Source organism: Sulfurimonas sp. NW7, from assembly GCF_051132265.1.
GTDB lineage: Bacteria > Campylobacterota > Campylobacteria > Campylobacterales > Sulfurimonadaceae > Sulfurimonas > Sulfurimonas hydrogeniphila.
The window spans coordinates 1,953,496-1,977,943 of the sequence record NZ_CP093235.1; the positions used below are offsets into that span (position 1 = coordinate 1,953,496).

The 24,448-nt window shown below is 35.5% G+C and carries 25 protein-coding genes; 5 read left to right on the plus strand and 20 right to left on the minus strand.

Features of this window, described 5'->3' with window-relative positions:
• Positions 1–38 precede the first annotated feature (38 nt).
• Positions 39–905: a hypothetical protein gene (locus MLC35_RS10245; RefSeq protein WP_434636878.1), complete on the minus strand. Its 867-nt coding sequence runs from the start codon at positions 903–905 to the stop codon at positions 39–41.
• Positions 902–2,779 (minus strand): tRNA uridine-5-carboxymethylaminomethyl(34) synthesis enzyme MnmG, encoded by a 1,878-nt coding sequence (gene mnmG, locus MLC35_RS10250; protein WP_434636880.1) that lies wholly within the window; start codon positions 2,777–2,779, stop codon positions 902–904. The genes MLC35_RS10245 and mnmG overlap by 4 nt, the downstream gene beginning before the upstream one ends.
• 428 nt (positions 2,780–3,207) lie before the next feature.
• Between mnmG and MLC35_RS10255 the strand changes: the two genes are divergently transcribed.
• The 4 genes from MLC35_RS10255 to recQ all read left to right on the plus strand — a co-directional run bounded on the left by MLC35_RS10255 (position 3,208) and on the right by recQ (position 6,737).
• Positions 3,208–3,411, plus strand: a complete 204-nt coding sequence (locus tag MLC35_RS10255; protein ID WP_151899469.1) for a hypothetical protein — start codon at positions 3,208–3,210, stop codon at positions 3,409–3,411.
• Positions 3,411–4,097, plus strand: coding sequence for a tetratricopeptide repeat protein (locus MLC35_RS10260; RefSeq protein WP_151899468.1), 687 nt, complete (start codon positions 3,411–3,413; stop codon positions 4,095–4,097). The genes MLC35_RS10255 and MLC35_RS10260 overlap by 1 nt, the downstream gene beginning before the upstream one ends.
• A 75-nt stretch (positions 4,098–4,172) precedes the next feature.
• Positions 4,173–4,787: a riboflavin synthase gene (ribE, locus tag MLC35_RS10265; protein WP_151899467.1), complete on the plus strand. Its 615-nt coding sequence runs from the start codon at positions 4,173–4,175 to the stop codon at positions 4,785–4,787.
• 78 nt (positions 4,788–4,865) lie between these two features.
• The gene (recQ, locus tag MLC35_RS10270; RefSeq protein ID WP_434636882.1) at positions 4,866–6,737 is read left to right on the plus strand and encodes a DNA helicase RecQ; all 1,872 of its coding nucleotides are present in this window, start codon (positions 4,866–4,868) and stop codon (positions 6,735–6,737) included.
• Here the strand turns inward: recQ and MLC35_RS10275 are convergent.
• Complete coding sequence (locus MLC35_RS10275) at positions 6,734–7,525, minus strand: tRNA (5-methylaminomethyl-2-thiouridine)(34)-methyltransferase MnmD (RefSeq protein WP_434636884.1); 792 nt, start codon at positions 7,523–7,525, stop codon at positions 6,734–6,736. The two genes, recQ and MLC35_RS10275, sit on opposite strands and share 4 nt — an antisense overlap.
• Positions 7,526–7,675: 150 nt before the next feature.
• On the opposite strand from MLC35_RS10275, the gene katG reads away from it, so the two are divergent.
• Positions 7,676–9,838, plus strand: a complete 2,163-nt coding sequence (gene katG, locus MLC35_RS10280) for a catalase/peroxidase HPI (RefSeq protein WP_434636887.1) — start codon at positions 7,676–7,678, stop codon at positions 9,836–9,838.
• Positions 9,839–10,055: 217 nt separating this feature from the next.
• Here katG and MLC35_RS10285 read toward each other — a convergent pair whose 3' ends face one another.
• From MLC35_RS10285 to MLC35_RS10365, 17 genes are all read right to left on the minus strand, one after another.
• A complete protein-coding gene (locus MLC35_RS10285) occupies positions 10,056–10,481 on the minus strand; it encodes a hypothetical protein (protein ID WP_346389696.1) in 426 nt (141 codons plus the stop codon).
• 176 nt (positions 10,482–10,657) lie between these two features.
• Entirely contained in the window at positions 10,658–12,985 is a 2,328-nt protein-coding gene (locus tag MLC35_RS10290; RefSeq protein ID WP_434636890.1) for a coiled-coil domain-containing protein, read from the minus strand.
• Positions 12,986–13,440: 455 nt separating this feature from the next.
• Positions 13,441–14,406 carry a hypothetical protein gene (locus tag MLC35_RS10295; protein ID WP_346389699.1) on the minus strand — a complete coding sequence of 322 codons (966 nt, stop codon included), beginning with the start codon at positions 14,404–14,406 and terminating at the stop codon, positions 13,441–13,443.
• The gene (locus MLC35_RS10300) at positions 14,406–15,362 is read right to left on the minus strand and encodes a replication initiation protein (RefSeq protein WP_346389700.1); all 957 of its coding nucleotides are present in this window, start codon (positions 15,360–15,362) and stop codon (positions 14,406–14,408) included. The genes MLC35_RS10295 and MLC35_RS10300 overlap by 1 nt, the downstream gene beginning before the upstream one ends.
• The gene (locus MLC35_RS10305) at positions 15,355–15,558 is read right to left on the minus strand and encodes a hypothetical protein (RefSeq protein ID WP_346389701.1); all 204 of its coding nucleotides are present in this window, start codon (positions 15,556–15,558) and stop codon (positions 15,355–15,357) included. Before MLC35_RS10305 ends, MLC35_RS10300 begins: the two co-directional genes overlap by 8 nt.
• A 469-nt stretch (positions 15,559–16,027) precedes the next feature.
• On the minus strand, positions 16,028–16,492 hold the full coding sequence (locus tag MLC35_RS10310; protein WP_434636893.1) for a hypothetical protein: 465 nt from the start codon (positions 16,490–16,492) through the stop codon (positions 16,028–16,030).
• Between the two features lie 8 nt (positions 16,493–16,500).
• The gene (locus MLC35_RS10315; RefSeq protein ID WP_434636895.1) at positions 16,501–17,001 is read right to left on the minus strand and encodes a hypothetical protein; all 501 of its coding nucleotides are present in this window, start codon (positions 16,999–17,001) and stop codon (positions 16,501–16,503) included.
• Positions 16,988–17,536 (minus strand): hypothetical protein, encoded by a 549-nt coding sequence (locus tag MLC35_RS10320; RefSeq protein ID WP_434636897.1) that lies wholly within the window; start codon positions 17,534–17,536, stop codon positions 16,988–16,990. The genes MLC35_RS10315 and MLC35_RS10320 overlap by 14 nt, the downstream gene beginning before the upstream one ends.
• Positions 17,537–17,618: 82 nt before the next feature.
• The gene (locus MLC35_RS10325) at positions 17,619–18,719 is read right to left on the minus strand and encodes a tyrosine-type recombinase/integrase (RefSeq protein ID WP_434636899.1); all 1,101 of its coding nucleotides are present in this window, start codon (positions 18,717–18,719) and stop codon (positions 17,619–17,621) included.
• Between the two features lie 170 nt (positions 18,720–18,889).
• Positions 18,890–19,381, minus strand: a complete 492-nt coding sequence (locus tag MLC35_RS10330; RefSeq protein WP_434636901.1) for a hypothetical protein — start codon at positions 19,379–19,381, stop codon at positions 18,890–18,892.
• Positions 19,382–19,389: 8 nt separating this feature from the next.
• Entirely contained in the window at positions 19,390–19,692 is a 303-nt protein-coding gene (locus tag MLC35_RS10335) for a hypothetical protein (RefSeq protein WP_434636903.1), read from the minus strand.
• On the minus strand, positions 19,692–20,207 hold the full coding sequence (gene luxS, locus MLC35_RS10340) for an S-ribosylhomocysteine lyase (protein ID WP_434636905.1): 516 nt from the start codon (positions 20,205–20,207) through the stop codon (positions 19,692–19,694). Before luxS ends, MLC35_RS10335 begins: the two co-directional genes overlap by 1 nt.
• 320 nt (positions 20,208–20,527) lie before the next feature.
• Positions 20,528–21,484, minus strand: a complete 957-nt coding sequence (locus MLC35_RS10345; RefSeq protein ID WP_226066313.1) for a thiamine pyrophosphate-dependent enzyme — start codon at positions 21,482–21,484, stop codon at positions 20,528–20,530.
• Between the two features lie 9 nt (positions 21,485–21,493).
• Entirely contained in the window at positions 21,494–22,717 is a 1,224-nt protein-coding gene (locus MLC35_RS10350) for a 2-oxoacid:ferredoxin oxidoreductase subunit alpha (protein ID WP_151899457.1), read from the minus strand.
• Positions 22,718–23,113, minus strand: coding sequence for a 4Fe-4S dicluster-binding protein (locus MLC35_RS10355; protein ID WP_346389709.1), 396 nt, complete (start codon positions 23,111–23,113; stop codon positions 22,718–22,720).
• A 10-nt stretch (positions 23,114–23,123) separates the two neighbouring features.
• Entirely contained in the window at positions 23,124–23,681 is a 558-nt protein-coding gene (locus MLC35_RS10360) for a pyruvate flavodoxin oxidoreductase subunit gamma (protein WP_346389710.1), read from the minus strand.
• A gap of 112 nt (positions 23,682–23,793) precedes the next feature.
• Positions 23,794–24,447 (minus strand): HAD family hydrolase, encoded by a 654-nt coding sequence (locus MLC35_RS10365; protein WP_346389711.1) that lies wholly within the window; start codon positions 24,445–24,447, stop codon positions 23,794–23,796.
• Position 24,448 lies beyond the last annotated feature (1 nt).

The following is a 24,448-nucleotide window of genomic DNA, read 5'->3' on the forward strand; positions in this document are numbered from 1 at the left end:
TTTCAATCCTTATTATATACCAAATAAGTTTTAATTATTTATAAATTTAAGCTTTCCTTTAGAAAGTTTGCTGTTTTGTTACTATTTTTTTCAATTATTTCATAATTTCTCGTAAAAACAGTCTCTAATATCACATTTAAGTGATTTTTATCATAATTATAAACGACAGGAATATTTAAGCTTTCAAACAGAGGAATAAAATCCCGTGTGTAATCTTCTCTCTGTATATAAACAGGTTTCCCGCCAGAGGCTAAAGAATCCAGCACTGCCTGTGGCGAAGCTGTAACTAAAACTTCACTCTGCATTATCATTTCATCATACTCTTCAAATTCGAAATAATGAACGAATCTTGTTTTTAACATTTCTTCATAATCTAGAAAATAATAAAATCCAAGCTGCAAATGTGGACGTAAATCTTCTATAAAATCTAAATGTTTTTCCAAATCTTTTTCATAATCATCATCTCCGAAAAAATAGGAGAGTGGTACTGTCTTTTCTTTACATGTAAAGTATTTGTCAGCTACAACCACGGCTTTGCAGATACCTTCATCTTCCAAATAGGGAGAGAGCAAAAATTCACTCTCCGCTTTTACCTCATCAGGCTTATCGCTGATTCTCACAAATCTTGAAAAATAGTTTCGCATATCCTCAAGCATGACAGGATTTGCCTCTGCAGAATCAAAAATCAGCTTGTCGCCGTTATGGGCAATTTGGGGGATATTTCTGACAACATCAATCCCCACACTCTTTTGTATGCCAAAATCACGTGCCGCCTGTGCAATGCGATAATCACTTGTCAACAGTGTAATATCTTCATCTTTTAAAGCATTGAGTATCGCCACTGCCCTGCGAAATCTGTCCAGGCCTATTCTGTGCCCCGTATGCACATAATAAAAAGTTCTCATAGTTTTTTTGCAGCCATTCTGATATATATATGCAGTATCTCAATTGCTGCGGGTGTAATTCCGCTGATATTCATCGCTGCCTGGAGTGTCGGAGGAGAAAAAGCCGCCAGTTTTTCCTGTACCTCTTTGGAGAGCCCGCTCACACCCGTAAAATCAAACCCTTCGGGTATTTTGACTTTCAAATATTTTTTCATACGTTCTATTTCCTGGCTCTGTTTGTCAACGTAACGGGCATATTTTCCCTCCACCAAAATTTCTTCTTTTATATAGTCATCATACTTGTCAAGTTCCGGCACCACCGTGACCATCTTCTGCACATCAAATGTTTTACGGGCAATAAGCTGCTGTGCGGTTGAGACATCCTTGAGCGGCTGTTCGTCCATAGATGCCAACAGTGCATTAAACTCTTTGTTTGGTGTAAATTTTGTCTCTTCCAAAAGTTTGGCACCCTCTTGTATTTGCTGGGCTTTTGTTTTGATTTTTTCATACTGTTCATCGGAGATGAGTCCAAGTTCATGTCCGTATTTTCCCAGTCGTACATCCGCTGATTCTTCACGCAAAAGGAGTCTGTACTCTGCACGCGAAGTAAACATTCTGTACGGTTCGTTCGTTCCTTTTGTGACCAGATCATCAATCAGTACACCGATGTATGCCTCATCACGACGTAAAATAAGCGGTTCTTTGTTTTGCAATGCCAAAGAGGCATTGATTCCCGCCATAATTCCCTGTGCTGCCGCCTCTTCATAGCCTGTTGTCCCGTTTATCTGACCGGCAAGATACAGACCTTTGATTTTTTTGGTTTCAAGCGAGTGCTTCAGTTCACGCGGATCGACAAAATCATACTCTATGGCATAGCCGTAACGGACAATTTTTGCATTTTCCATTCCTTTAACCGAATGAATCATTTCTCTTTGCACTTCAGGAGGCAAAGAGGTACTGAGCCCGTTGACATAGATCTCTGTATTGTCCATGGTTTGCGGTTCCAAAAAGAGATGATGACGCTCTTTATCAGGGAACTTGTCTATTTTGTCTTCGATAGAAGGACAGTATCTTGGACTTTTTCCTGCAATCTGACCCGTAAAAAGCGGTGCCCTGTAAAAATTGCTCTCAATGATTTTGTGTGTCGTTTCATTTGTATAGGCGATGTAGCACGGCAACTGTTTTTTTGTCGCACGGAATTTTTCTCTGTCTGTTCTGAAACTGAAAGGATTCGGCAAGGCATCCCCATCCTGTTCTTCCATGACAGAAAAATCAATACTTGAACTGTCAATACGCGCACAGGTACCGGTTTTGAGGCGTGCCATACTCAGCCCTGCATCATTTTTAAGCGAAGCAGAAAGTCCGACGCTTCGTGGTTCTCCAAAACGTCCGCCCTCTTGCTGCACCTCGCCTATATGGATTATACCGTTGAGAAATGTCCCCGAAGTAATGATGACTTTTTTGGCTCTGTACTCGTTTAACAATGCTGTGCGGACACCTTTTACCTCACCTTCTTCTATGATTAATGATTCAACCGTATCCTGTGCCAAATCAAGATTAGGCGTATTGAGTACAACATTTCTGGCGATTACACGGTACTTGTCCATATCTATCTGTGCACGGCTTCCGCGAACTGCAGGCCCTTTTGTCTGATTGAGTATGCGAAACTGTATGCCCGCTTCATCGGTAATGAGTCCCATTTCGCCGCCGAGTGCATCAAGCTCACGTACCAAATGCCCTTTTGCGAGTCCGCCTACGGCAGGATTACAGGAAGTTGCCCCGACATTTTCCGCAAGCATGGAAATCATCAGTGTTTTGTTCCCCATTCGAGCTGCCGCCAAAGAAGCCTCTATACCGGCATGTCCACCGCCTACTACTATTACATCATAATTCATTTATACATCCTGTTAGCATAGCTTGTTTATATAAGTAGTTTAATTTTTTGAGAATGGGCTAATTAAGGGCACCTCTAAAAACCCTGATATATCTCAACATTATAGCGAAGGTACTAATGCAAGGCAAAACTACGCAGGAGCTACGAGTAGCTTCAAGTGGTTTTAACGAAGCAGTAGTGCTTTTGCTATAATGCCCTGCCGGAGCCAAAAAGAGAAGCAATCTTGCACAAAATTTTCGATCACCGTAGCTACGGCTATGCTTCAAGAAAAGTTTTGCACAATCTCACTCCTCTTTTTGGCTTTGAGGGATATCAGGGTTTTTAGAGATGCCCTTAAATTACTTATATAAACTTACTTTATTAATGCGAATTTTATCATTTTTCAGTATCATTTGCATAATATAAAGTAAATTACCTGAGGTTTTTAAGATGCGTACAGATTTATTTCAAGATTATGTACCCGAAATACTGGTTTATGACCCAGAAATTGACGGCAGTTACAAGCATAAAATACGGGACGAACATCTCAGCAGCAAAGAAAAATTATTAGAAAAAGTAAGAAAAGCAAAAGCAGCCGCAAAAGGCAATACAACAACTTTTAGACAACCAATTCGTACGGAGAATGAAGAATAATGATACAAAAAGCAAACGAAGCCTATAATTCCGGTGATTTTGAAACTGCATACAAACTTTATACACAGCTTGCCCAAGAAGGCAATGCCGATGCGCAAACCTCTTTGGGCTATATGCACCAAATGGCACAGGGGTGTGAAAAGGATGAGGCAAAAACACTGGAGCTTTACACAAAGGCAGCCGAGGCAAAACAGCCTTATGCCCTTTTTAATCTCGCAATTTTATATGAAAACGGTATTGGCGGTGTCAAACATGACATGTTCAAAGCATATGAGCTGCATATGGAAGCGGCAACAAGAGGCGTTCCGCCTGCCATGTATGAAGTTGCGCTTATGCTTGAGCGCGGGCTTGGCTGTATGCAAAACTACTCAGAAGCCGCATTTTGGTATGAAGAGGCGGCAAAACGCGGACATTTGCAGGCATTTAACAATCTTGGCGCACTCTACAAAGAGGGCCATGGCGTGATACAGAACGATGCAAAAGCTTTTATCTGTTTCAAGCGTGCAGCTGATGGCGGACTCACAGAAGGGCTGTATAATCTTGGACTCCTGTATGATCAGGGAATAGGCTGTGAAGAGGATCATGACAAAGCCCTTGACCTGTGCCGAAAAGCTGCCTATCAAGGACATGAAAAAGCCAAAGCTATCATTAAGGGTCTTCAAGAAGACGGTAAAATCGTCTTCTAGTTTTTTAACACGTGAATCGGAACACGTCCCGATTCACTGCGCTAGCCTCTCATGAGGCAGAGGAGAAACAGATATATGTTTACAGGATTAATCAGAGAAGTTGCAACAGTGAAAAGCTTTGTGGGTTCCACTCTCAGTATCAGAGCAACATACAAAGCCGGTATCGGTGATTCAATTGCCGTAAACGGTGCCTGTTTAACCGTAGTAAAAGTAAATCCAGACGGCTTTGCCGTAGAACTCTCTCCTGAGAGCCAAAAACTTTTGGCCATTGAAAATTATAAAAACGAGGTGCATATAGAACCTGCTATGAAAATGGGTGACCGGTTTGAGGGGCATATCGTTCAGGGACATGTTGATACTGTAGGCACCATTAAAGAGATCAAAAATAACGGCAACTCTTATGATGTTTTTATCACAGTAGAGAAGAAATTTATTCCCTATATTGTGCCAAAAGGCTCCATTACCATTGACGGGGTCAGTTTAACGGTCAATGATGTCGATGAAAACAGTTTTCGTCTGACTATCATTCCCCATACAATGAAAGAGACACTTTTTAAGAACTACAAAAAAGGCAGTCGTGTCAATGTCGAGACAGATATGTTTGCCCGGTACGTCGCACATATCATCAAACATCAAAAATCAACTTCACTCTCATGGGATGAAGTAGATCGAATAAGTGCAAATTATTAATTTTTTTCTGTAGTGCGGGCTGAAAACGGCAGGAAAGTTGCAGCAGTCGGCACTGAAGTACCGATTCCGGGAAAATAAATGCCAGGAACCCATCCTTCAGGGTGGGCTGAGAGAAAAAGCAAAGCAACAACAATCAGCAGTGCAGAAAAAAAGTTGACAACCAATGGAGTACAAATCAAAAATCAGATATTAAAAGACAATTTCGGACATAACAGCTTTAGAGAACTCCAGGAAGAGGGTGTGGATGCCATCTTAAAGGGGCAGGATTTACTGATGATACTGCCAACCGGCGGTGGAAAGTCTCTTGTTTATCAGCTCCCGACGATGATGATGGAGGGCATTACTATTGTCATATCTCCTCTTATCGCCCTGATGCAGGATCAGGTACGCGCACTGCAGGCACAAAACATATCTGCACAAATGATAAGCTCGGCACAAAGTTATGAAGAGGTGCAGGATATTATCTCACAGGCATACAGCGGTGCTTTAAAGTTTTTGTATCTCTCTCCAGAACGCTTAAACAACGGGCATACCATTGAACTGCTGCACGGTTTACATGTAAACTTCTTTGTGATTGACGAGGCACACTGTATCTCCCAGTGGGGACATGAGTTTCGTGATGATTATCGTGCCTTGGGAAATCTGAAACACAACTTTCCACATACGACAATCGCCGCTTTTACCGCAACATCAACAGACAATGTCACACAGGATATTTTAAGAGAACTGCGTCTTGAAAACCCTCTTTTGCTCAAAGGAAAAGTATTTCGCAAAAATATTTTTATTTCCGCGCAAAGACGCATAAGCAACGGCCATGCACAGCTTAAAAACTTTTTGGCAAGACACCAAGACGAAAGCGGAATCATATATGTGAGTTCGCGAAAAAAAGCCGAAGAACTCAGCACTTTTTTAAATGTCAACGGCTACAAATCTCTTGCCTACCATGCAGGCCTGCCTCAACATGTAAGAGAACAGAATTTTAAAATCTTTGTCAACGACAAGATCAACATTATGGTGGCGACCATTGCCTTTGGCATGGGCATAGACAAAAGCGACATCCGTTTTGTCGTGCATATGAGCCTGCCAAAGTCACAGGAGAACTACTATCAGGAAATCGGACGTGCGGGACGTGACGGAGAGGACAGCGAGGTTTTACTTTTATTTAATGCAGGTGATATGGCACAGCATAAAAGGTTTCTGGCAGACATCGAAAATGAAGAGTACAAAGCCCATCTTGATACAAAAATAGACAAAATATACAAATATGCCACCAGCGAGATCTGCTTTCACAAACAGCTTGCCGAATACTTTAACGACACTCTTGATGCCTGTAAAGAACGCTGCGACAACTGTCTGACATCCGATGACAAACGCCAGGATATCACCAAAGAGGCACAAATGATTCTCAGTACAATCTACAAGACCAATCAGGGTTTTGGAAAAAACTACATCATAGATATTCTTCGCGGTTCCACTGAACAAAAGCTGCTTGCCAACGGTGCTGACAAGCTTTCAGTCTATGGCATCGGCTTGGAACTAAGCAAAAAAGAGTGGTTTGTCATCATTGAACGCCTTTTGGAATTAAAAATCTTACTGCTGGGTGATTTCAGCGTTTTAAAACTCACAAATGATGCCATAGCCGTACTCAAATCACAAAAACTTGTAGATATCAAATCTTCCAGACTCCAGATAAACATAAAAGAGAAAAAGATCAAACAGGCAAAAGAGTTTGATTATGATGAAGAGTTATTTGAAAAACTTCGGGCAAAAAGAGCCGAACTCGCAAGTGAAATGGGGGTACCTGCCTACATCATTTTTGGAGATAAAACACTCAAACACCTTGCCAATGACATGCCGACCAACAAAGAAGAGATGCTTGAAGTAAACGGTGTGGGAGAAAAGAAATTCGCACAGTTTGGAAAAGAGTTTTTGAATGTTATCAATGACTAAACAGGTGACAAAAAATTCAGTTCACTGTCTCGCAAGGGTTGTACGTCAGGGTTACATGTAATCTTGTGTTGCATATTCACCGGTTCAAAGTTGCTTAACTCCCTCAGAGATGCCACCGTTGCAGCTCTGAAATCCTCTCCTTTGTTTAAATAGATATAAAACCCGTTTACATGTAAGGCCAGACGGGTTTTGAGTGCTGTAGAGTATGTTGTCAAAATCGCATCTTTTTTCATACTCTTTTTTATATCACTGAAATACTCCTGTGTCCAGAGCATCGGATTTGCGTCAGGCGAGAAAGCATCCTGATAGACAATGTCAAATTTGTTTTCAAATTTGTTTACATACTTCCGTGCATCCCCTAAAAAAAGTTCTATACAAAGCGTCTCATCCTCATATCTTCCCTGTGTACTGAGTGCTGTTATTACCTCGTGCAGTATTTTAAATTCCTCCGGATAGTGAAAAGAAGGCAGGGATTGCACCAGTTTTGCATCCGACTCCGGAGAATATATATGCAGTTTTATCTGCGGTGCATATTTTTTGTAATGCAATACTGTTGCCAGAGTATTAAACCCGAGTCCGTAACAAATATCTAAAATAGCTACCTCTTTTTTCTCCTTTACATGTAAAGAAGCAGGGAGTATATGCTTTTTCAAGGACTCATGCAGGGCACCGTCTCTTGTTGAATGATAGTGCTGGGCATACTCTTTTGAGTAGGCCGTATAGCTTCCGTCTTTTGTAAGTTCCAGGGTATGCATATCTGTGTCGAATCTGTCTGTATCTTTTTTCATGATGCTATTTTACCATTGTGTTACTCAAAATATTGCACAGAGAAACAAATTGTAAAAATTTCTAATAATAAATAATCGTTTAAGTTTAGTTCTGCAATAATAAAGGATAATTATTTTCCATTAAGAAAATAGTTCTTTAAAGGATTTATTATGCAATCATACAAACATACCATTGTAGATGGTGATGAAATCGCAAAATGGTGGCCAAATCAGCTTAATCTTAAAATACTTACACAGAACAATCCGCGTCTGACGCCTGCAACATCAGAGTTTTCTTACAAAAAAGCTTTTGGGACACTCCCCTATGAAGAACTCAAAAAAGATCTTATTTCGCTTATGACGACTTCCGTTTCCTGGTGGCCTGCGGATTATGGGCATTACGGTCCTTTTTTTATTCGTATGGCATGGCACAGCGCCGGCACCTATAGAATCACAGACGGACGCGGCGGCGCAGCAACAGGCAACCAGCGCTTTGCCCCGCTTAACAGCTGGCCCGATAATGTCAACCTGGACAAAGCCCGCCGTTTGTTATGGCCTCTGAAAAAGAAATATGGAGAGAAAATTTCCTGGGCGGATTTAATGATACTCGCCGGAACTGTGGCGATGGAATCTATGGGTTTACAGACTTACGGTTTTGGCGGCGGCCGTGAAGATATCTGGCAGACTGAAGAAGACATTTACTGGGGAGAGGAAGAGGAGTGGCTTGCAGACAAGCGCCATTCAAAGGACAAAAAGCTTCAAAACCCATTAGCTGCTGTCCAGATGGGACTTATCTATGTGAACCCTGAAGGCCCTAACGGAGAACCGAATGTTTTGGCTGCCGCTGAGGACATACGGGTAAGTTTTCGTCGTATGGGTATGAATGATGCAGAAACAATTGCGCTTATTGCAGGCGGACATACCTTTGGCAAAAGCCATGGAGCCGCTGATCCTCAAAAATATGTAGGTCCCGAACCTGAAGCAGCTCCATTGGAACAACAGGGCTTTGGTTGGAAAAACAGCTATAAAAGCGGAAAAGGAGCCGATACTATTTCAAGCGGCTTGGAAGGTGCCTGGACACCAACTCCTACAAAATGGGACAACAGCTATCTTGAAATCCTGTTTAAATATGAATGGAATCTTGAAAAAAGCCCTGCAGGTGCGTGGCAATGGGTCCCTGTCAATCCTGATGCAGAAGATTTGGCCCCTGATGCACATATAGAAGGGAAAAAAGACAAAACAATTATGTTTACAACAGATTTGGCACTGCGAATGGATCCTGAATTTGAAAAAGTTTCCCGCTCTTTTTTAGAAAATCCGGAATTATTTGCCCAAAGTTTTGCAAAAGCATGGTTTAAACTGACACACCGGGACATGGGTCCAAAATCACGTTATCTTGGGCCGGAAGTACCGCAAGATGAGTTCCTGTGGCAAGATCCGCTTCCTGCTGTTAATGAGGATACGCTGATAAATGACGATGAGACAGAGGCTCTTAAAGAAGAGATTTTACAAAGCTCTCTGCAAATCTCCGAGCTGCTGTATACCGCCTGGTCATCTGCTGCAAGCTATAGAGATTCAGATAAAAGAGGCGGTGCCAATGGTGCAAGAATTGCTCTGGAACCACAAATAAACTGGCAGGTGAACGATCCGATACAGCTGCAAAAAGTATTATCTGCTTTGCAAGAAATTCGAGAGAATTTCAATGAAAATCATAAAAATAAAATTTCACTTGCGGACATGATTATCCTTGGAGGAGCAGCGGCACTTGAAAAAGCTGTACACAATGGCGGCTATGCAAAAAAAGTTCCTTTCCTGCCGGGAAGAGTTGATGCGACACAGGAGCAGACCGATGTTCACAGCTTTGCATACCTTGAACCAAAAGAGGGAGATGCCTTTAGAAATTATCTTCCAAAAGAGTCTCAGGTAGCTGCTGAACGTCTTTTACTCGACAAAGCACAGCAATTGACACTGAGTGTTCCTGAAATGACAGTGCTCATCGGTGGGCTGAGAGTGCTCGGGGTCAATTATAGCCAAAGTGACTATGGAGTGCTCAGCGACAAAAAAGAAGTGCTCAGCAATGATTTTTTTGTCAATTTGGCAGATATGAATTTATCATGGTCACCGGCAGATGAAACACACAGCTTGTTTGAGGGCCACCAAAACGGCGAAATTCGATACAGAGCCACACGCGCAGATTTGATTTTTGGTGCGAACTCGCAACTGCGCGCACAAACAGAATTTTATGCCCAGGATGACAAACAGGAACAGTTCGTAGATGACTTCATTTCGGCATGGGATAAAGTCATGAATTTAGACAGGTTTGATGTTTTATAAAATTATTTGATGATTTCTTGATGAAACACTTCTTTTAGCTCATCAAAAGGGATGATCTCCTGTGTCAAATGAACTGCAAAAGGGGCAGGTGAAGTTTGAGAAAAATTATAACCCGTTGCCCCACATAGAAGACTTTTTAAAATAAGTCCCTATTTTTAGGGTTTTATCAAATGTCATAAAAAAAGTTATACGACTTTTTATACGAGTCATAATAATTTTACTTGTGTTGATTTTCAAACCATCTCTCCACTTCTTCGACATTATAAATAATCTTTCCACCCTCTACTTTTTGATGGTATGGTAAAGGGTTATTATGTCTTCCTCTATAATTCTGCTGTGCAGTTTTTGAGACATTATATATTTCAGTAAACTCTTTAACTGATATATTTTTCTTTGATTGTATCTTAATCATATGTTTTTCAATTTCTAAAATTTCTTTGTATCGTTCTTCTTGTTTTAATAAATTGTTTAATTTTATGAGTGGTTTATCATATTTATCGGTGGTTATTTTGTTTAATTTGTCTTTTTCTTCAAAATCATAGGTATTTGTTCTTATATTTTCATTTTCAAATATTTCTTTATTTCTATACTCTAAAATATGTTCTATAACCTCTTTAATCTCTGATATATCTCTTTTATTCAAACTTCATTCCTCAAAATCAACTAACTTAAATTTTAATGACACAAATATTAAAAGATACAAAAACAATCGTCTTAGATTGTTTTCTATCTTCCCAAAAAACATTAGCCGTGTTTTTCTAAATCTGTATCAAAAGGAAACCCCCACAAGAATTTCACATAAAATTATATCTAAAAGAACTATGATTGTGTGATTTTTTTATTTTTTATCTTTATGTCTGTTTTTAAAGTATTAGACTCTAATTTTGGTAGTTTATCTCGTGAAGAAGTAAAAGTGAATTCTTCTTCTTTTCTTAATTCTTCTTCTTTTCTTAATTTCTTGATTAAATTGTTATCGTGTTTATCAATTAATTTAATATTATAATTATATTCATCTACTTTGTTTCTCAAATAATTAGAAGTTTTTTTCAAACCATTGTTTAATTCAGAACTTCTATTAAACATTGATTTAACTTTACTTTTGAAACTATCGTATCGTTTTGATAATTTTGAAACGATACTTTCAAGAGATTTAATTTTTTGTTCTTGTTCTTTTATAACTACTTCGTGGCTCGATATTAAACTATCTGCTTTTAACAAAGTAGTTTTATATGTATTAATTTCACTTTCAAGAGTTGTTATTTTATTTTCATAAGTTGTTTTAACTTTTTCAATCTTTCCCTCTATTTCTTTGTCTTTCTCATTGTTTGCTTTATTTACAGCAGTTTCAATAATAGTTTCTGTATTTTGATATAATACATCATAATCTTCTTTCAAACTCCCATTTTTTGATTGTAAATCTTTAATAGTTTCTTTTAATTTAAGATTTTCAATATTTGCTTCTTTGTAAATTCTATCTTCAATCTTTTTAACTTCATTGTCATAAGTATCAATTTTCACAAGTTTTTTAACCTCATTAACCAATGAATTTTTTACTTTCTCTTTATCTAGGAGAGTGCCACCATATTTGTAATTTTTTCCATCTTCTAAAATATTATTTATTTTTCTTTTTATAAGTGGTGTCATATCTTCTTTTGATACTTTTTCCCTTGCTTCTTTAATTTTAACAATTTCTTTATTTCCCTTGTCTATTTGTTCATCGACTGTTTCAAGTGCTTTGTATTTATCTTGTAATTTTTCTTCTAATTTATCATTTTCAGATTTTAATGCGACTTCTCTCTGTAATTCCTTTGATACATAATCAATTTCACTTTTGAAATCTATTTCAATATTTTCAAGTGAAGATATATTATCTTCTAATTTTTGTTCTTGTTCTTCAAGTGAAGATACATTATCACTTAATTCTATTTCTTGTTCTTCAAGTTGTTCAATCTCTTCTATTAACTCTTGTTTCCGTTGTTTTTCCAATTCAATATCTAAACTTCTACCGTTGAATTGTCTGTTATTTATACTTAATCTTTTATTCTTCTCAATCTCTTGTTTTTGTGTAATTGTAAAGTCATTAAAACCTAAAACTGCATTGTAATTTTTCTTATGAAACAAGTGTTTATTTATATCTTCATAAATGAATTCTTGTAAGTTTTTCCCTTGATTTTTAATCTGTGTAAGTGTTTGTTTTCTTACTCCTTTTTCATCAATATATCCGACATCTTTTTTAATAATTTCATCACTAAATCCCTTGCTTTTCAGATATTCAACGACTAATAAATGTTGTTGTATGTAATAATCAAATTCTCCCGTCTCTTTATTTTTTGTATTTATAAATAAATGAGAGTGATATCCGCTTTCTTTTTGTTCATATTTTTGATTATGTTCTTTCTCCCATTTCTCAATATTTTCGGGTTTTTTTGACATATGTAATTCGTCATTATGTGAAACTCCAACAACAATATCATAATTTTTAAAATGTCTTCTAAAAAAATCTTGACTGTATAACAACATATCTTCACTTGATATGTCGTCAATATTATTTTCAAATGGTATTTTAACGACAAATTCAACGAATTCAACTTTATCAACTGATAACTTTGCTTCTCTCCTCTCTTGTGCTTTTCCCACTTTTTCGATGACTTCAATATATTTATCTAAGTTGTTTCTAATTGTTTTTTTAGTGTTTAATGTTTCAAAATAGACAATTAAATTATTTCTATTGACTCTATGAGGTTCATTAGCAAACTTTTCTAATAGTTCGTGAAACTCTTTATCTTCAATCTTTTCTCTTAAATACTTTAAAGATTTATATCTTTTATTTGAATCTGATTTTGATAATTTTACTGGTTTTAATTTTCCGATTTCTTTATTTTGATTTGTTTTAATAACAGTATCAATATAATCTAAATATGTTTCTTGTGTCATTTCATTTAAATTTTGCAAAAAATCTTCACTTTTACCATTAAATAAAATCTTATTTAAATTTTCTTTTTCTCGTTTATAACTGATTGAACTTTCTCCATCAATTTCAACTCTCAAACTGTGTCTTAACGACTTTGCTAATTTTGCTAATTTTTTAGTAGTGTAAATAATTGTTGATAAATAAGCACTTCCATTTCTCATAATTTTTTTCTCCATTTTTTATAATTTTCTTTTATAAATATGTGTGTGTTTCTGCTCTTAAAAAATCTTTGATTTTTCCCTTTTCGTAGAAAAGTCTCCCTCATACTTCTAAATATACGCAGTAGATTTTGGAGTATGAGAATAGGAGATAACATATTCACATATATATAATTATAAAGCAACAAATTTTCTTTTAATTAATTTATTTTCTTCTTCTCCTCTTCCCGTCTTCAATTTTGCTAAAAATTGATTTCAAAACATCAAAACGAAAAACTTTTCGGATTGGTAAATGTCTAAAATTTTTCATACTAAAATAAAAATGGGAGTTTACTTTTTGATGGGGTATAAGTGATATTTTTCTTTCATTTCGTTTAATGTAATTAAATACCTATTTATTTAGAAATATATATGGTTTTTTTGTATGGAGTTTAGACTCCATTTAGATGGGCAGTCGTAAAATAGGGAGTTATTTAATAAATATCTCTGATTTTATTTTCAATATATCTTTCGATTTCGTGTCCGTGTTTCTCAATTAAATCTTCACGACAATAAGCAAGAATAGATTTAATAACTTCAATATCGTTGCCAAATTCACTTTCAAACTCATTTTTAAATCTTTTCAAAAATGACATATCAACAATACTTTTGTCAATTTTTAGCTTTCTTCTTTTAAATCTGTTATATTCGATAGATTTATATGTCTTCAAATATCGTTCATAATTAATAAAATCATATTTGTCTATACTTTCTATTGATTTTTTATTTTTAACTGTTTTAAGTGTGTTTTTGTTATTATTTTTAACTCTTTTGTCTTCATCTCTTGTTCGCCACTTCATATTAAGTTCTTTGATTAAGTTTTCCCAGTATTTAAGTGAATATAAGATGTCTGTTTTCCACCATTTTACTTTAAAACCATTTTTGGCATTTATGGTATTCGGTAATCTTCCAACCCTTGACATATCAAATGTATTGTCTATCTTCTCTTTATCTTCGTTAAATACTTCCTCTTGCAGGTATTTTGTCAATGTTTTAGATATTTCATAGATATATTCAAAATTTGTTTCAATAGGTTTATCAAATTGATATATAAATTGATACTTGTCTTGCGAAGTTTGAATAATATAACTTGGTCTTCCAAAAATTTCTTTAACTTTATTTCCTACTTCATAACCATCTTTATCAAAATCAAAGAATAACGACTTAATTTTATGTAAATTATCTTCTTTTCGACTTATTTCTCCATCAATATATTTAAAAGTGTTTATACTAAAATAAATGCTTTGTTTAAGTTCTTGTCGTTCTTTAAGTTCTTCAACAAAATATTTAAAAGAATATTTATGTTTATATACAGATAATTTAAAATCGTTCGGATGTTCCTTTGCAGTGATAAAGAATAATTCTTTATCGTTAAAATATTCATTGATAAAATCAATCATTATTCTTCTCCTTTTGATAAATTACTTATTATTTCTTGTTCTTCTTCTGTATGTTTAAAAATATATATATCTTGTCCCTTACTTTTATCTAACATCTCTTTTCTTTTTTTCTGTTGTTGTCTATCTTTTACAGCTCTTTCATTTTCAACGACAAGAAGTTCAATTACTTTTTTATTATCTTGTTCTATGAAAGCAATAGTTATATCTGTTTTTGTATTTATACCTTTGATTGATTTAACCATCTGCTCTTTTGCTTTTGATAAATATTTATAATCACTTTGAAAAATAATATTCAATTTTTCTAATGTTAAATTCTTTATAACTCCACCATTAAAACCCACATATTGCTTACAATATTCATATAATTTAATTTGTTTTACTCCTGATAATATAGCAGTATATTTATTGTGAATTATTGTATAACTACCACTTGAATTTTCATTTAAAAATTTCATCATTTTTTTACTTACTTCAATATTATATATTACTTCTCCACTTGGAAGTTTTTCCCTATCAAACCCTGATATTAAAGACATAACAACATAATCAAAAGTTCTACCTTGTTTGTCTGTGTATTTATCTAATTCAATCTTTCCCTCTTGTAAATTTTCCATTGCTTCTTTAATAATAGTGTCGTATCCTTTACCACTTATTTTTAAAGTTTTTTTCATATCAATCAGAGGTATAGATATTTCGTTCTTTTCTAAAACACCATTATTTTTAACCATTCTTAAATTCATTTCTCTGTATAAAAAATTTCCCAAATTATGAGAGTGTTTAGTTGATTTAATATTGCTTTTTCCTTTAATTATTCTATTGCTCTTTTTAAAAGTTTCCTCTATGGATGGAATATCATTAAAAACAATAGGAATGTTATAATTTTCTTGTTTTTGCTTCTTTTTAAGTTTAGTTTGTTTTTTGTCATCTTTAAGAATATCTTTGATTAAACTACTCATTTATTGCCTCCCATTTACCCATAAATTCAAGTTGTTCTTTTTTGTCTATAATGAAACCTATTTGAATACCTTTAAACCATAGAGAGATATAACCACTTGCTGATTTAGTTATCTCTGCTTCCCATCTGTCAAAACTAATATTTATATCTTTTCCTAAAACTAATAAATAACTTTTTTCCATTTTTTCAATTTTCATTTTTATCCCTTATTAATTACAAAATATTTAATATATTTTATAAGTTATTATTATTATAGTATATAATTTCTACTTTTTCTAAAAAAAAGAAGTTTTTTAAAAAGAATATTGAAAGTTTTTTGAAAGTCCCTATTTTATGAAGTATTTTAATGGTTCTAAAAAAAAGAAATTATGTATAATTGATTATATGAAATTAGATTTCCCTGAAAAAAAGAAAAACCTCCCTGAAAAAAAGAAAAACCTCCCTGAAAAAAAGAAAAACCTCCCTGAAAAAAAGAAATTTATTCTCGAAACACCTATAAATCACATATCTTTCAGACTTCCCAATATATACTAATATAGTCTAAGATAATCTAATATAGTTCGATTTTTTGATTTATTGAAAATTACTGCATTAAAAGTTTAATGTTTTGTATCTTTAAATCACTCTTGCGAGTGAAGACAGAAAGAGAAGAGAAAGAAGAATTCTTTATCTAAAATTATAATTTGGTGTAGTTGTAGATATAGGCTGTGGATACTCTTGAACCTTACACCACTTATAACCCTCTTTGCGATAATACCCTGGGATTTTTTTCTTTACTATTTTAGATTTATAGCAGTTCTCGTAAGTCCCTGATATTTTCCATAAATCATAATGCTTTTTATCTTTGATTTTATAGTTATTTTTGTAAGTTTTTGTTTGATAGATTTTTAGTTGATTATTTACAATCTCGTAGTTATAGATAGTATTTGTAGTTTGGTTTTTCACTTCTCCCGTCTTATTAAAAATAAGAGTATAAACCTCTCCTCTTTTTTTGGAGAACTCTTTACCAAAGGAGGTAAAACCATTCAGTTTGAGTGATGATACCTCCCACACACCTGTAATATTTTTAGTGGTGTATGGTTGAGCATATAAACTAAAAGATACTAAAAGTAATAATATAGTTTTTTTCACTTTACTATCTATGCCTTAATATTATATTTTTTCTTTAATGCTTCATAGGCTCTCAAAGCAGATAGCTGGTTGTATTTTTTTAATAATACAACGAGATTATCTGATTCTTCCTTATATTTCTCAAGACCAGAAAAATATTCAACAGTATCTCTATCCATATATTTAGTAAAAAAGTCTGCTAATTCTTTAGAATATCCTTTATCAAGATATTTTAAACCATTAATTATATCTATATACTCATGCTCAGCAAAATAATATTCATCTCCACGAATCTTTTTTATAGCCATAGCCTCTTCGATAGTATCAATACCATCAAAACCAGAAGCATATATACCGAATCCAAAAACAGAAATTCCAGAAGCAACTAATGGATCCGAATAATATGTTTCAAATGCATTAAAGGCTTTTTTGTAATTGTTATCTTTAATACTTTTAAAATTATTGTCTGTCAATAAATTTGCTATATTGCTGTAGCTTATTGAACTCAATTTCTCCTCAGTTTTTTCCAATATAGTATAATGCTATTATTAAAAAAAACAGACCTACCAATACTGCAGCAGTTTTTAAAATAAATCTCATTATTTTAGTTTTTAAAATAAATCTCATTATTTGGAACCCAAAATTTAAATTTTTCAATGTCAAAGGCAGTAATGTTATAGCCAAAGCAATCACTCCAAAGATAGTAACAACAGGCCAAATAGCATCTAATTTTGCTCCACCCATAAATAATTTAACAATAGTAAATATATAAATAGCAGCTACAACAAGTGATGAACTTCTATAATATTTTAAATAAAAATTACTCATATTTGTAGGTCTTAAAAATTTTATTTTATAACCATAAAAATAAAACCAAATTAAAAGTGCCAAAGGAGCTGCCAATCCAAATACTATTGCTATTAGAGCAATAACCATAAGTCCAACCCATCCTTGTGCATTTCCCAACATAACTCCACTTACTGCTGAACCACTTTTAGGATTTAAATTAACTTCTTCTCGAGAGTTATCATAATAAATCTTTCCATCTTTACCTGTGTATGCCATTAATTTTCCTTATATTTTTGTGGAAAGCATTATATCTCCACCCCCTTAACTAAACATTAAAATCAACATTTTTTATCAATTTTTATGATTTCAATCTAATTAATTCCCAATATCTATTATATGCCTCTTCAATATCTTTATATTCAAAACTTAAATAATGATTGATAACTCCTCTTTGCTTATGGTTTAAACAACTATCAGCAAGAACACTATCAATCTTTAAATCTTTAATCATAATTGATAAAAGTAATCTTCTCATATCGTGTGGAGATATTCTTTTTCCGTTAAAAGTTTCAATATTTGCTAATTTTACCAATCTTTGAAATACTTGATACATAGAGCCTTTTTTGACTGTTGGGAAAATCAAACCTGATTTTATAGTTTTCAAATATGGTATAACTTCTTCTGGAATTGGATATCTGTAATCTTCTTTTGTTTTTGTGATTGTTTTAGGTGCAATAATCATTTTTCTATCTAAATAACAATCTTCAATCGTTAATTGTCTTAATTCTCCGTGTCTATGAGCTGTCATTACAATCATCATTAAATATGCTCTCATTTCTTCTTTTTGATTATATGCAAGTGCTTCATACTTTGGAACAGCATTATATAATTTTCTTACAATATCAAGATTATTTTCAAATGTTCTTAATTCTATCTTTTCCCGGACTGGCATATTGTATGTTTCAATCATATCAACGACATTAGTATGTATTCTCCCATTTTTCATTTCTTCAATGAAAATAGGACGAACTATTCTTTTGAATTGATTTTTCGTTGAATTTTCAACATGAGACATATTAACATCATATAATTTTCTTAAATCTTCATAAGTGATTTTTGATAATTTTTTATGTCCAATAGTTTTTCTTATGTATTTATTATAAAAATAATCATAGCTTTCTACTGTTCTTGTTCTCCAAGTTCCATTTTTTAACGAAATTTTCTTTCTTTCGTCATAAAGTTCATTTAGTGTTTCTTTTGTCAAAACAAATGGGTTTCTACCTTTTGAAATTTCAATCTTGATTTCTGCTAATTTTTCTAATGTTTTCTTTTTAGTTTTACACCCATACAATTTAGTAAAATTCTTCACTGGATACTCTCTACCCTGATACATAAATCTTACATAATAATTCTCTGTTCCATTCTTCAAAGTCTTAACTGTTATATTATCTTTTTTCATACTGTTTCCTTGTCTTATGACAGTATAGCAGTATTTTAATTTTATACGACTTTTTATACGAGTTAAACTGTAATAAAGTGGTTCAAAGTGGTTCAAAATAAAAATCAGATTATTGATTAGACCCCATAAATAGGGGTATTAAGTAGGTATTTAGGGAGTTATAAAAATGTTTATAATCCATTACCCCACATGTGCATTTTTTTTGCCATGACCAAATCATATTCAGGCAGTATGTCTATGGCATTGGGAGCGCGAAATTCGAATTTTTCCAACAGCTCTTTTGTATTTTCTATATCCATTGTCCCTTTTTTTTGCATAATTATCACATTTGCCGTATTTGCAAGTGTTGTGTAGGCAATTCTGAGGAGCAGCTCCGGGTTTTGATGCCTAAAAAAAACATCTTTGAAAATTACAAGGTCATGATCTCTGGGCAATGCACGAAAAGGTTTTGAAAAATTTGGTATATACTCTATTTTAGTCTCTTTGAGAACATCGGGAATTTGCAGCTTTTTTTCTGTATAAAGAGCCAGATGAAACTCACCCTCAACTGCTGCAATCATTTTTTGCAAAGCAAGGGTCGTTGCATCAATTTTGTCGGTAATCTGAATATAGTGATTTCCCGGCAGAGGGTTAAAAAGTTCTAAAAACTGTTTTAACTCCATTGTTTCTCCTAATATGCAAGATCATGCAGTTCACGAAATAAATACGCTTCTACAATCTCATCAATCGTTTTTTGCGTATGTGCAACGAGTACCATCATGGACATATTCATAAAGTCTATAACAGGTTCACCATCGCTGTTTACAACAACGGCTTCAGACCAGTTCTCAAAACCGTCGTATGTGTCACAATGCAGTACCTCTACAAGTTCACCCTCTTCTATACGAAGCTGTGCCCATGTTTTTGCTTCTAAAACCGGTGTAATCTCGGCTTCTTGCACATCTGCAGTGTTCATCGGTACTAAAACCAACATTAGCTGTTTATCTCTTTAAGTTTCTTTTTACTCAGTTGCAGTTTTTTGTTATCCATCACGCCTATTTTATGCGAAAGAATGTCACTGGCAATTTTTTTGGCATTTTTAAGAGAGTGCATTTTATAGGTTCCGCACTGATAAATATTGAGTTCAGGAATATTTTTTTTGCTCTTTACATGTAAGACATCTTCCATAGATTTTTTCCAGGCCTTTGCCACTCTTTTTTCATCAGGAGTTCCAATTACCGACATATAGAATCCTGTGCGGCATCCCATCGGCGAGAGGTCTATAATTTCAACATTTTTTGAATTTAAATGATTGCGCATAAATCCTGCAAAAAGGTGTTCCAAGGTATGAATTCCCCGTCCGTCCATTTTGTCTTCGTTTGGTTTGTAAAAACGCAGATCAAAAACTGTAATTTTGTCTCCGCACGGTGTTTTCATAACTTTTGCTTTACGCACTGCAGGTGCCGGCATAATTGTGTGGTCAACGGTAAATGAGTCTAATAATGGCATGAGTCTATTCCTTAGTTTATATTATATGTATTTTAGCGAAAAAAATTGATGATAAATTGAAGGATGAAAGCAGGCATGAATTTTAGCCCGGATTGAAGTCCCTATGCCGTTAAGTTAAGAAAATTAATGCTTTCTCGGAAGCGGTACTTCAGTGCCGGTTGTTGGAATAGTCTTGGCACTCTCAGCCCGGACTGAAGTCCGGGTTCCGAAAAATAAAGAAGTTTTAGATTTACTGTAGTTTGTGCCAAAGTCAGAAAAAGGCTAGGCTAACAGCCTGCCGTTTCTGACTTTTGTGCAAAATGCGGTGAAGATGAAACTTCTTAAACGCGAGCTTCTTCTCGGCGGTTTAGATACTCCCAGTTTGCATCGACACGCTCTTGCCACTCTTTAATAAGATGTTTGTATTCATCTTTAAAAAGATGCTTGAAACGTCCCTGTGCAGCCAGATATTCTTCAACAGGAATAACGTTTTTTGGTCTGTATGTTATGTTTAACTCATGCCCGTCAATGATTTCATAAAGCGGAAATACCAACGAATCAGTCGCAAGGTCCGTTAACAGCATCGTGTCTTTAGGGTCAAATTTCCACTCAGTCGTACAAGGAGAAACAGCATTGATAAATACAGGCCCCTCCACTGCCATACCGTGTTGGATTTTTTTCACCATATCTTTCCATTTGTTTGGAGCTACCTGCGCCGCATACGGAATACCGTGGCTTGCCATAATGCTTACCATGTCTTTTTTGTTTTTCTTCTCACCGTAGCTTACACGACCTGCCGGTGCAGTTGTTGTGCTTGAACCGATCGGTGTTGAAGAGGAACGCTGTCCGCCCGTATTTGCATATACTTCATTGTCTAAAACAACATGCATCATATTGTGCCCACGCTCCATACAGCCTGAAATCCACTGAAAACCGATATCGTAAGAAGCACCGTCACCGGCAAAAGATACGAATTTAGGATTACGGTCAGGCTGCTTGAGACGGCCTTTGCGTTTTAATGCATTATACATGGCTTCAGCTCCTGCAACAGCAGTTGAGCCGTTTTCAAAACCGATGTGAATCCATGAAGCATCCCATGAAGTATAAGGATACACTGCTGTACAAACTTCTAAACATCCGGTAGATGCTGAAAGAACCAGGTCATCATTCGTTGCATTTAAAACTTCACGAACAATGATAGAGTGTGCACAACCAGGGCAAAGAAGGTTTGCCCCTTCAAAACGGTCTGCTGATGTAGAAAACTCTTTTAAGTTTTTAATTTTTTTCATTTCACTCATCGTTTTTTCCTATAAAAATTGTAATTTCGGTCCACGAACACCGATAAATTGTTGTAGTGGAGTAAGCACCTTGCCGGCATCAGCATTTGCCTGCAGTTCAGTATACAGGTCTGTGAGATGTCTTTTTGTTAAATCTCTCCCGCCAAGACCATAAATGTAACCCGAAAGTAAGGCTTTTGTATCTGTGTTAAAAAGTGCACCCGCAATTTCATTAAAGAGCATACCCGGCGCTCCGTTTGGAGACGAACGGTCGAGTGCTGCTATAGCTTTTACATCTTTAAGCGCTTCTTGAATTTCAAAAAACGGAAACGGCCGAATAACACGAAGTCCGACAACACCGGCCTTAACACCCTTTTCTCTCATCTCGCTTGCCACTTCACGGGCAGTTTCCACTGAAGTACCCATACATACAACACACACATCCGCATCATCCATATCATATTTTTCAACGATATTGTATTTGCGTCCTGAGAGTTTTTCGAACTCATCAAAAGCTGCTTGAATCTTTGGCATTACTTTTGTCATAAGGTCATTATGCTGGCGTGCTTTATGTTCAAAATGCCAGTCTTCTTCCGTTTGTACTCCGTGTGTTACCGGGTGTTCAAAATCAAGCATATCGTTCATAGGCTTGAAATCACCTACAAAACTGTATGCGGTATCATCATCAAGTGTATGCACACCCTGTGCTGTATGTGAAGTCATGAAACCATCCTGATGTACCATACACGGCAGTCTCACATCATGATCTTCAGCCACTTTAAAAGCGATAAAGTTCAAGTCATACGCATCCTGAGGGCAGTATGCATCAAGCTGTATCCAACCGCAGTCGCGTCCAAGATACATATCTGAATGGTCACCATTTACGTTCAGCGGTGCAGCCAATGCACGGTTTACGACATTTAAGACAATCGGCAAACGCATACCGGAAGCCTGATAAAGCGTTTCAACCATTAAAGCAAAACCCTGTGAAGATGTTGCGGTAGCAACACGCCCGCCGGCAGCTGCAGCACCGATACATCCCGACATTGCCGCATGTTCAGACTCAACCATTACGAATTCACCCTCGACATAGTTGTCTGCCAAAAATTTTGCATATCCCTCAACTATAGGAGTTGACGGCGTAATCGGGTATGCGGAAACAACATCAATTTGACACTGTCTCATTGCCTGCGCAGCTGCAAAGTTTCCATCCCATACTTCGATATCTCTTAATTCCATTTTATCAAATGCCATCTATTTCTCCTTTGTCTCTTTAGCAGGCCAATTTGCTATTTCTGTCTCTTCGTCTGCCTGTTCCGGAAACATTAAAAGTGATTTTGGGTTTGTAGGACAAACCTCAACACAAATTCCGCACCCTTTACAGTGATCCATATCTATACCTATCATCTTTTTGTCTCTTGAAATAATTGAAATATCCGGACAGTAGACCCAGCAAAATTGGCAATCAATACAAAAATCTTTATTAAAAACCGGTTTTTCAATTCTCCAGTCAGCAACACTTGCAGAAAAAGAGCTGTTTTGTGAATACGGACGGTCTTCTTGGAGTGTACCCGCAATATCTTCTACTGCACCATCAAATGTACGAAGCATTGCTCCGATTTCAAATTCGTCCCAACCTGTATTTGCCATCTATAGCTCCTTATTTTACTTCATCATATGCGCGCTGTATGGCGATCATATTTGCATCAACAATTTTCTTAGGCAGTTTATCTAATATTCTCATCATATTCTCTTTAAAGAATTCAATATCATACATACCCGATATCTTCATAAAAGCACCAAGCATCGGTGTATTAGGAATAGGACGCCCAATCGTTTCTTGCGCAATTTTAATACAGTCAACCGTGTAAACATCTTTGCCCTCAAGTTTTGGCTGAGAGGCGACAAGTTCTTCTGTACTCATATGCGTTGTAATGATGTATTTTGTATTGTCTTTCCCGTTTACCGTAACATCTGTTGTGTATACCAAAGCGGGATCTATGACAAAGACATAATCAGGCTCCATATATTTTTCATGATTCATGATTACTTTATCATCCACACGATTATATGCTGTCATTGCAGCTCCACGTTTTGCAGAACCGTAAAACGCAAATGCCTGTACATGTTTACCAGTTGTAGAAATAACGTCTGCCAAACCTTTGGCACCTGTAACAGCACCTTGGCCAGCACGACTATGCCATCTAATCTCTAGCATAAATTCTCCTTCAATTTTCAAGAAACTTACTTTAACAATTTTTGTCAATTCTTAAGCTCTATTTTAGAACAGACCCACTTAAAGTTAGCTTGATAATATGATTAAGATTAACTTATACTATAAAGTGTGCGGTTTTTCTACTTTTCAGGTAACCGATTGCATCCAAAGAATCATTAAATATAATGTCAGAAAACTTTTTTAAACTTTTTTTCTCTTCATATCCACTCAAAACACCGATGGAATTGACACCGGCATTTTTTGCCGACAACAGATCCATCTGTGTATCTCCGATCATCCATATCTCTTTGTTTTTTGTATCAAAACTCTGCAGAGCTTTTAAAATCGGTTCCGCATGCGGTTTGGGATTTTGCACATGTTCTCTGCCTACAAGGACCTCAAATTTATCCATTAATCCGAAATGTTCCATTAAAATCCGGGAATATTTTCCTGTTTTTGTTGTCACTATTCCCAAAGAAGCAAATGCTGCTGCCGCTTCTACGGCCTCTTTGGCATTGGGCAGGAGTTTTGTTTTTTGCGTGGAAATTTCTCTGTAATGCTCTTTGTAGGTAGTGACAAAATCCAAAACAAGCGCTTCATCCACCCCGAGTTCTCTGTACATTACATCCAAAGGATGGCCGATAAGCGCCTTTATCTGTGCATCAGCGGGTACAGAGAAGCCGTGCACTGCAAAAGAGTTGTGAAAACTCTCCAAAATTGCCTCTGTCGAGTCTATAAGTGTGCCGTCCAAATCAAATAATATTATCACG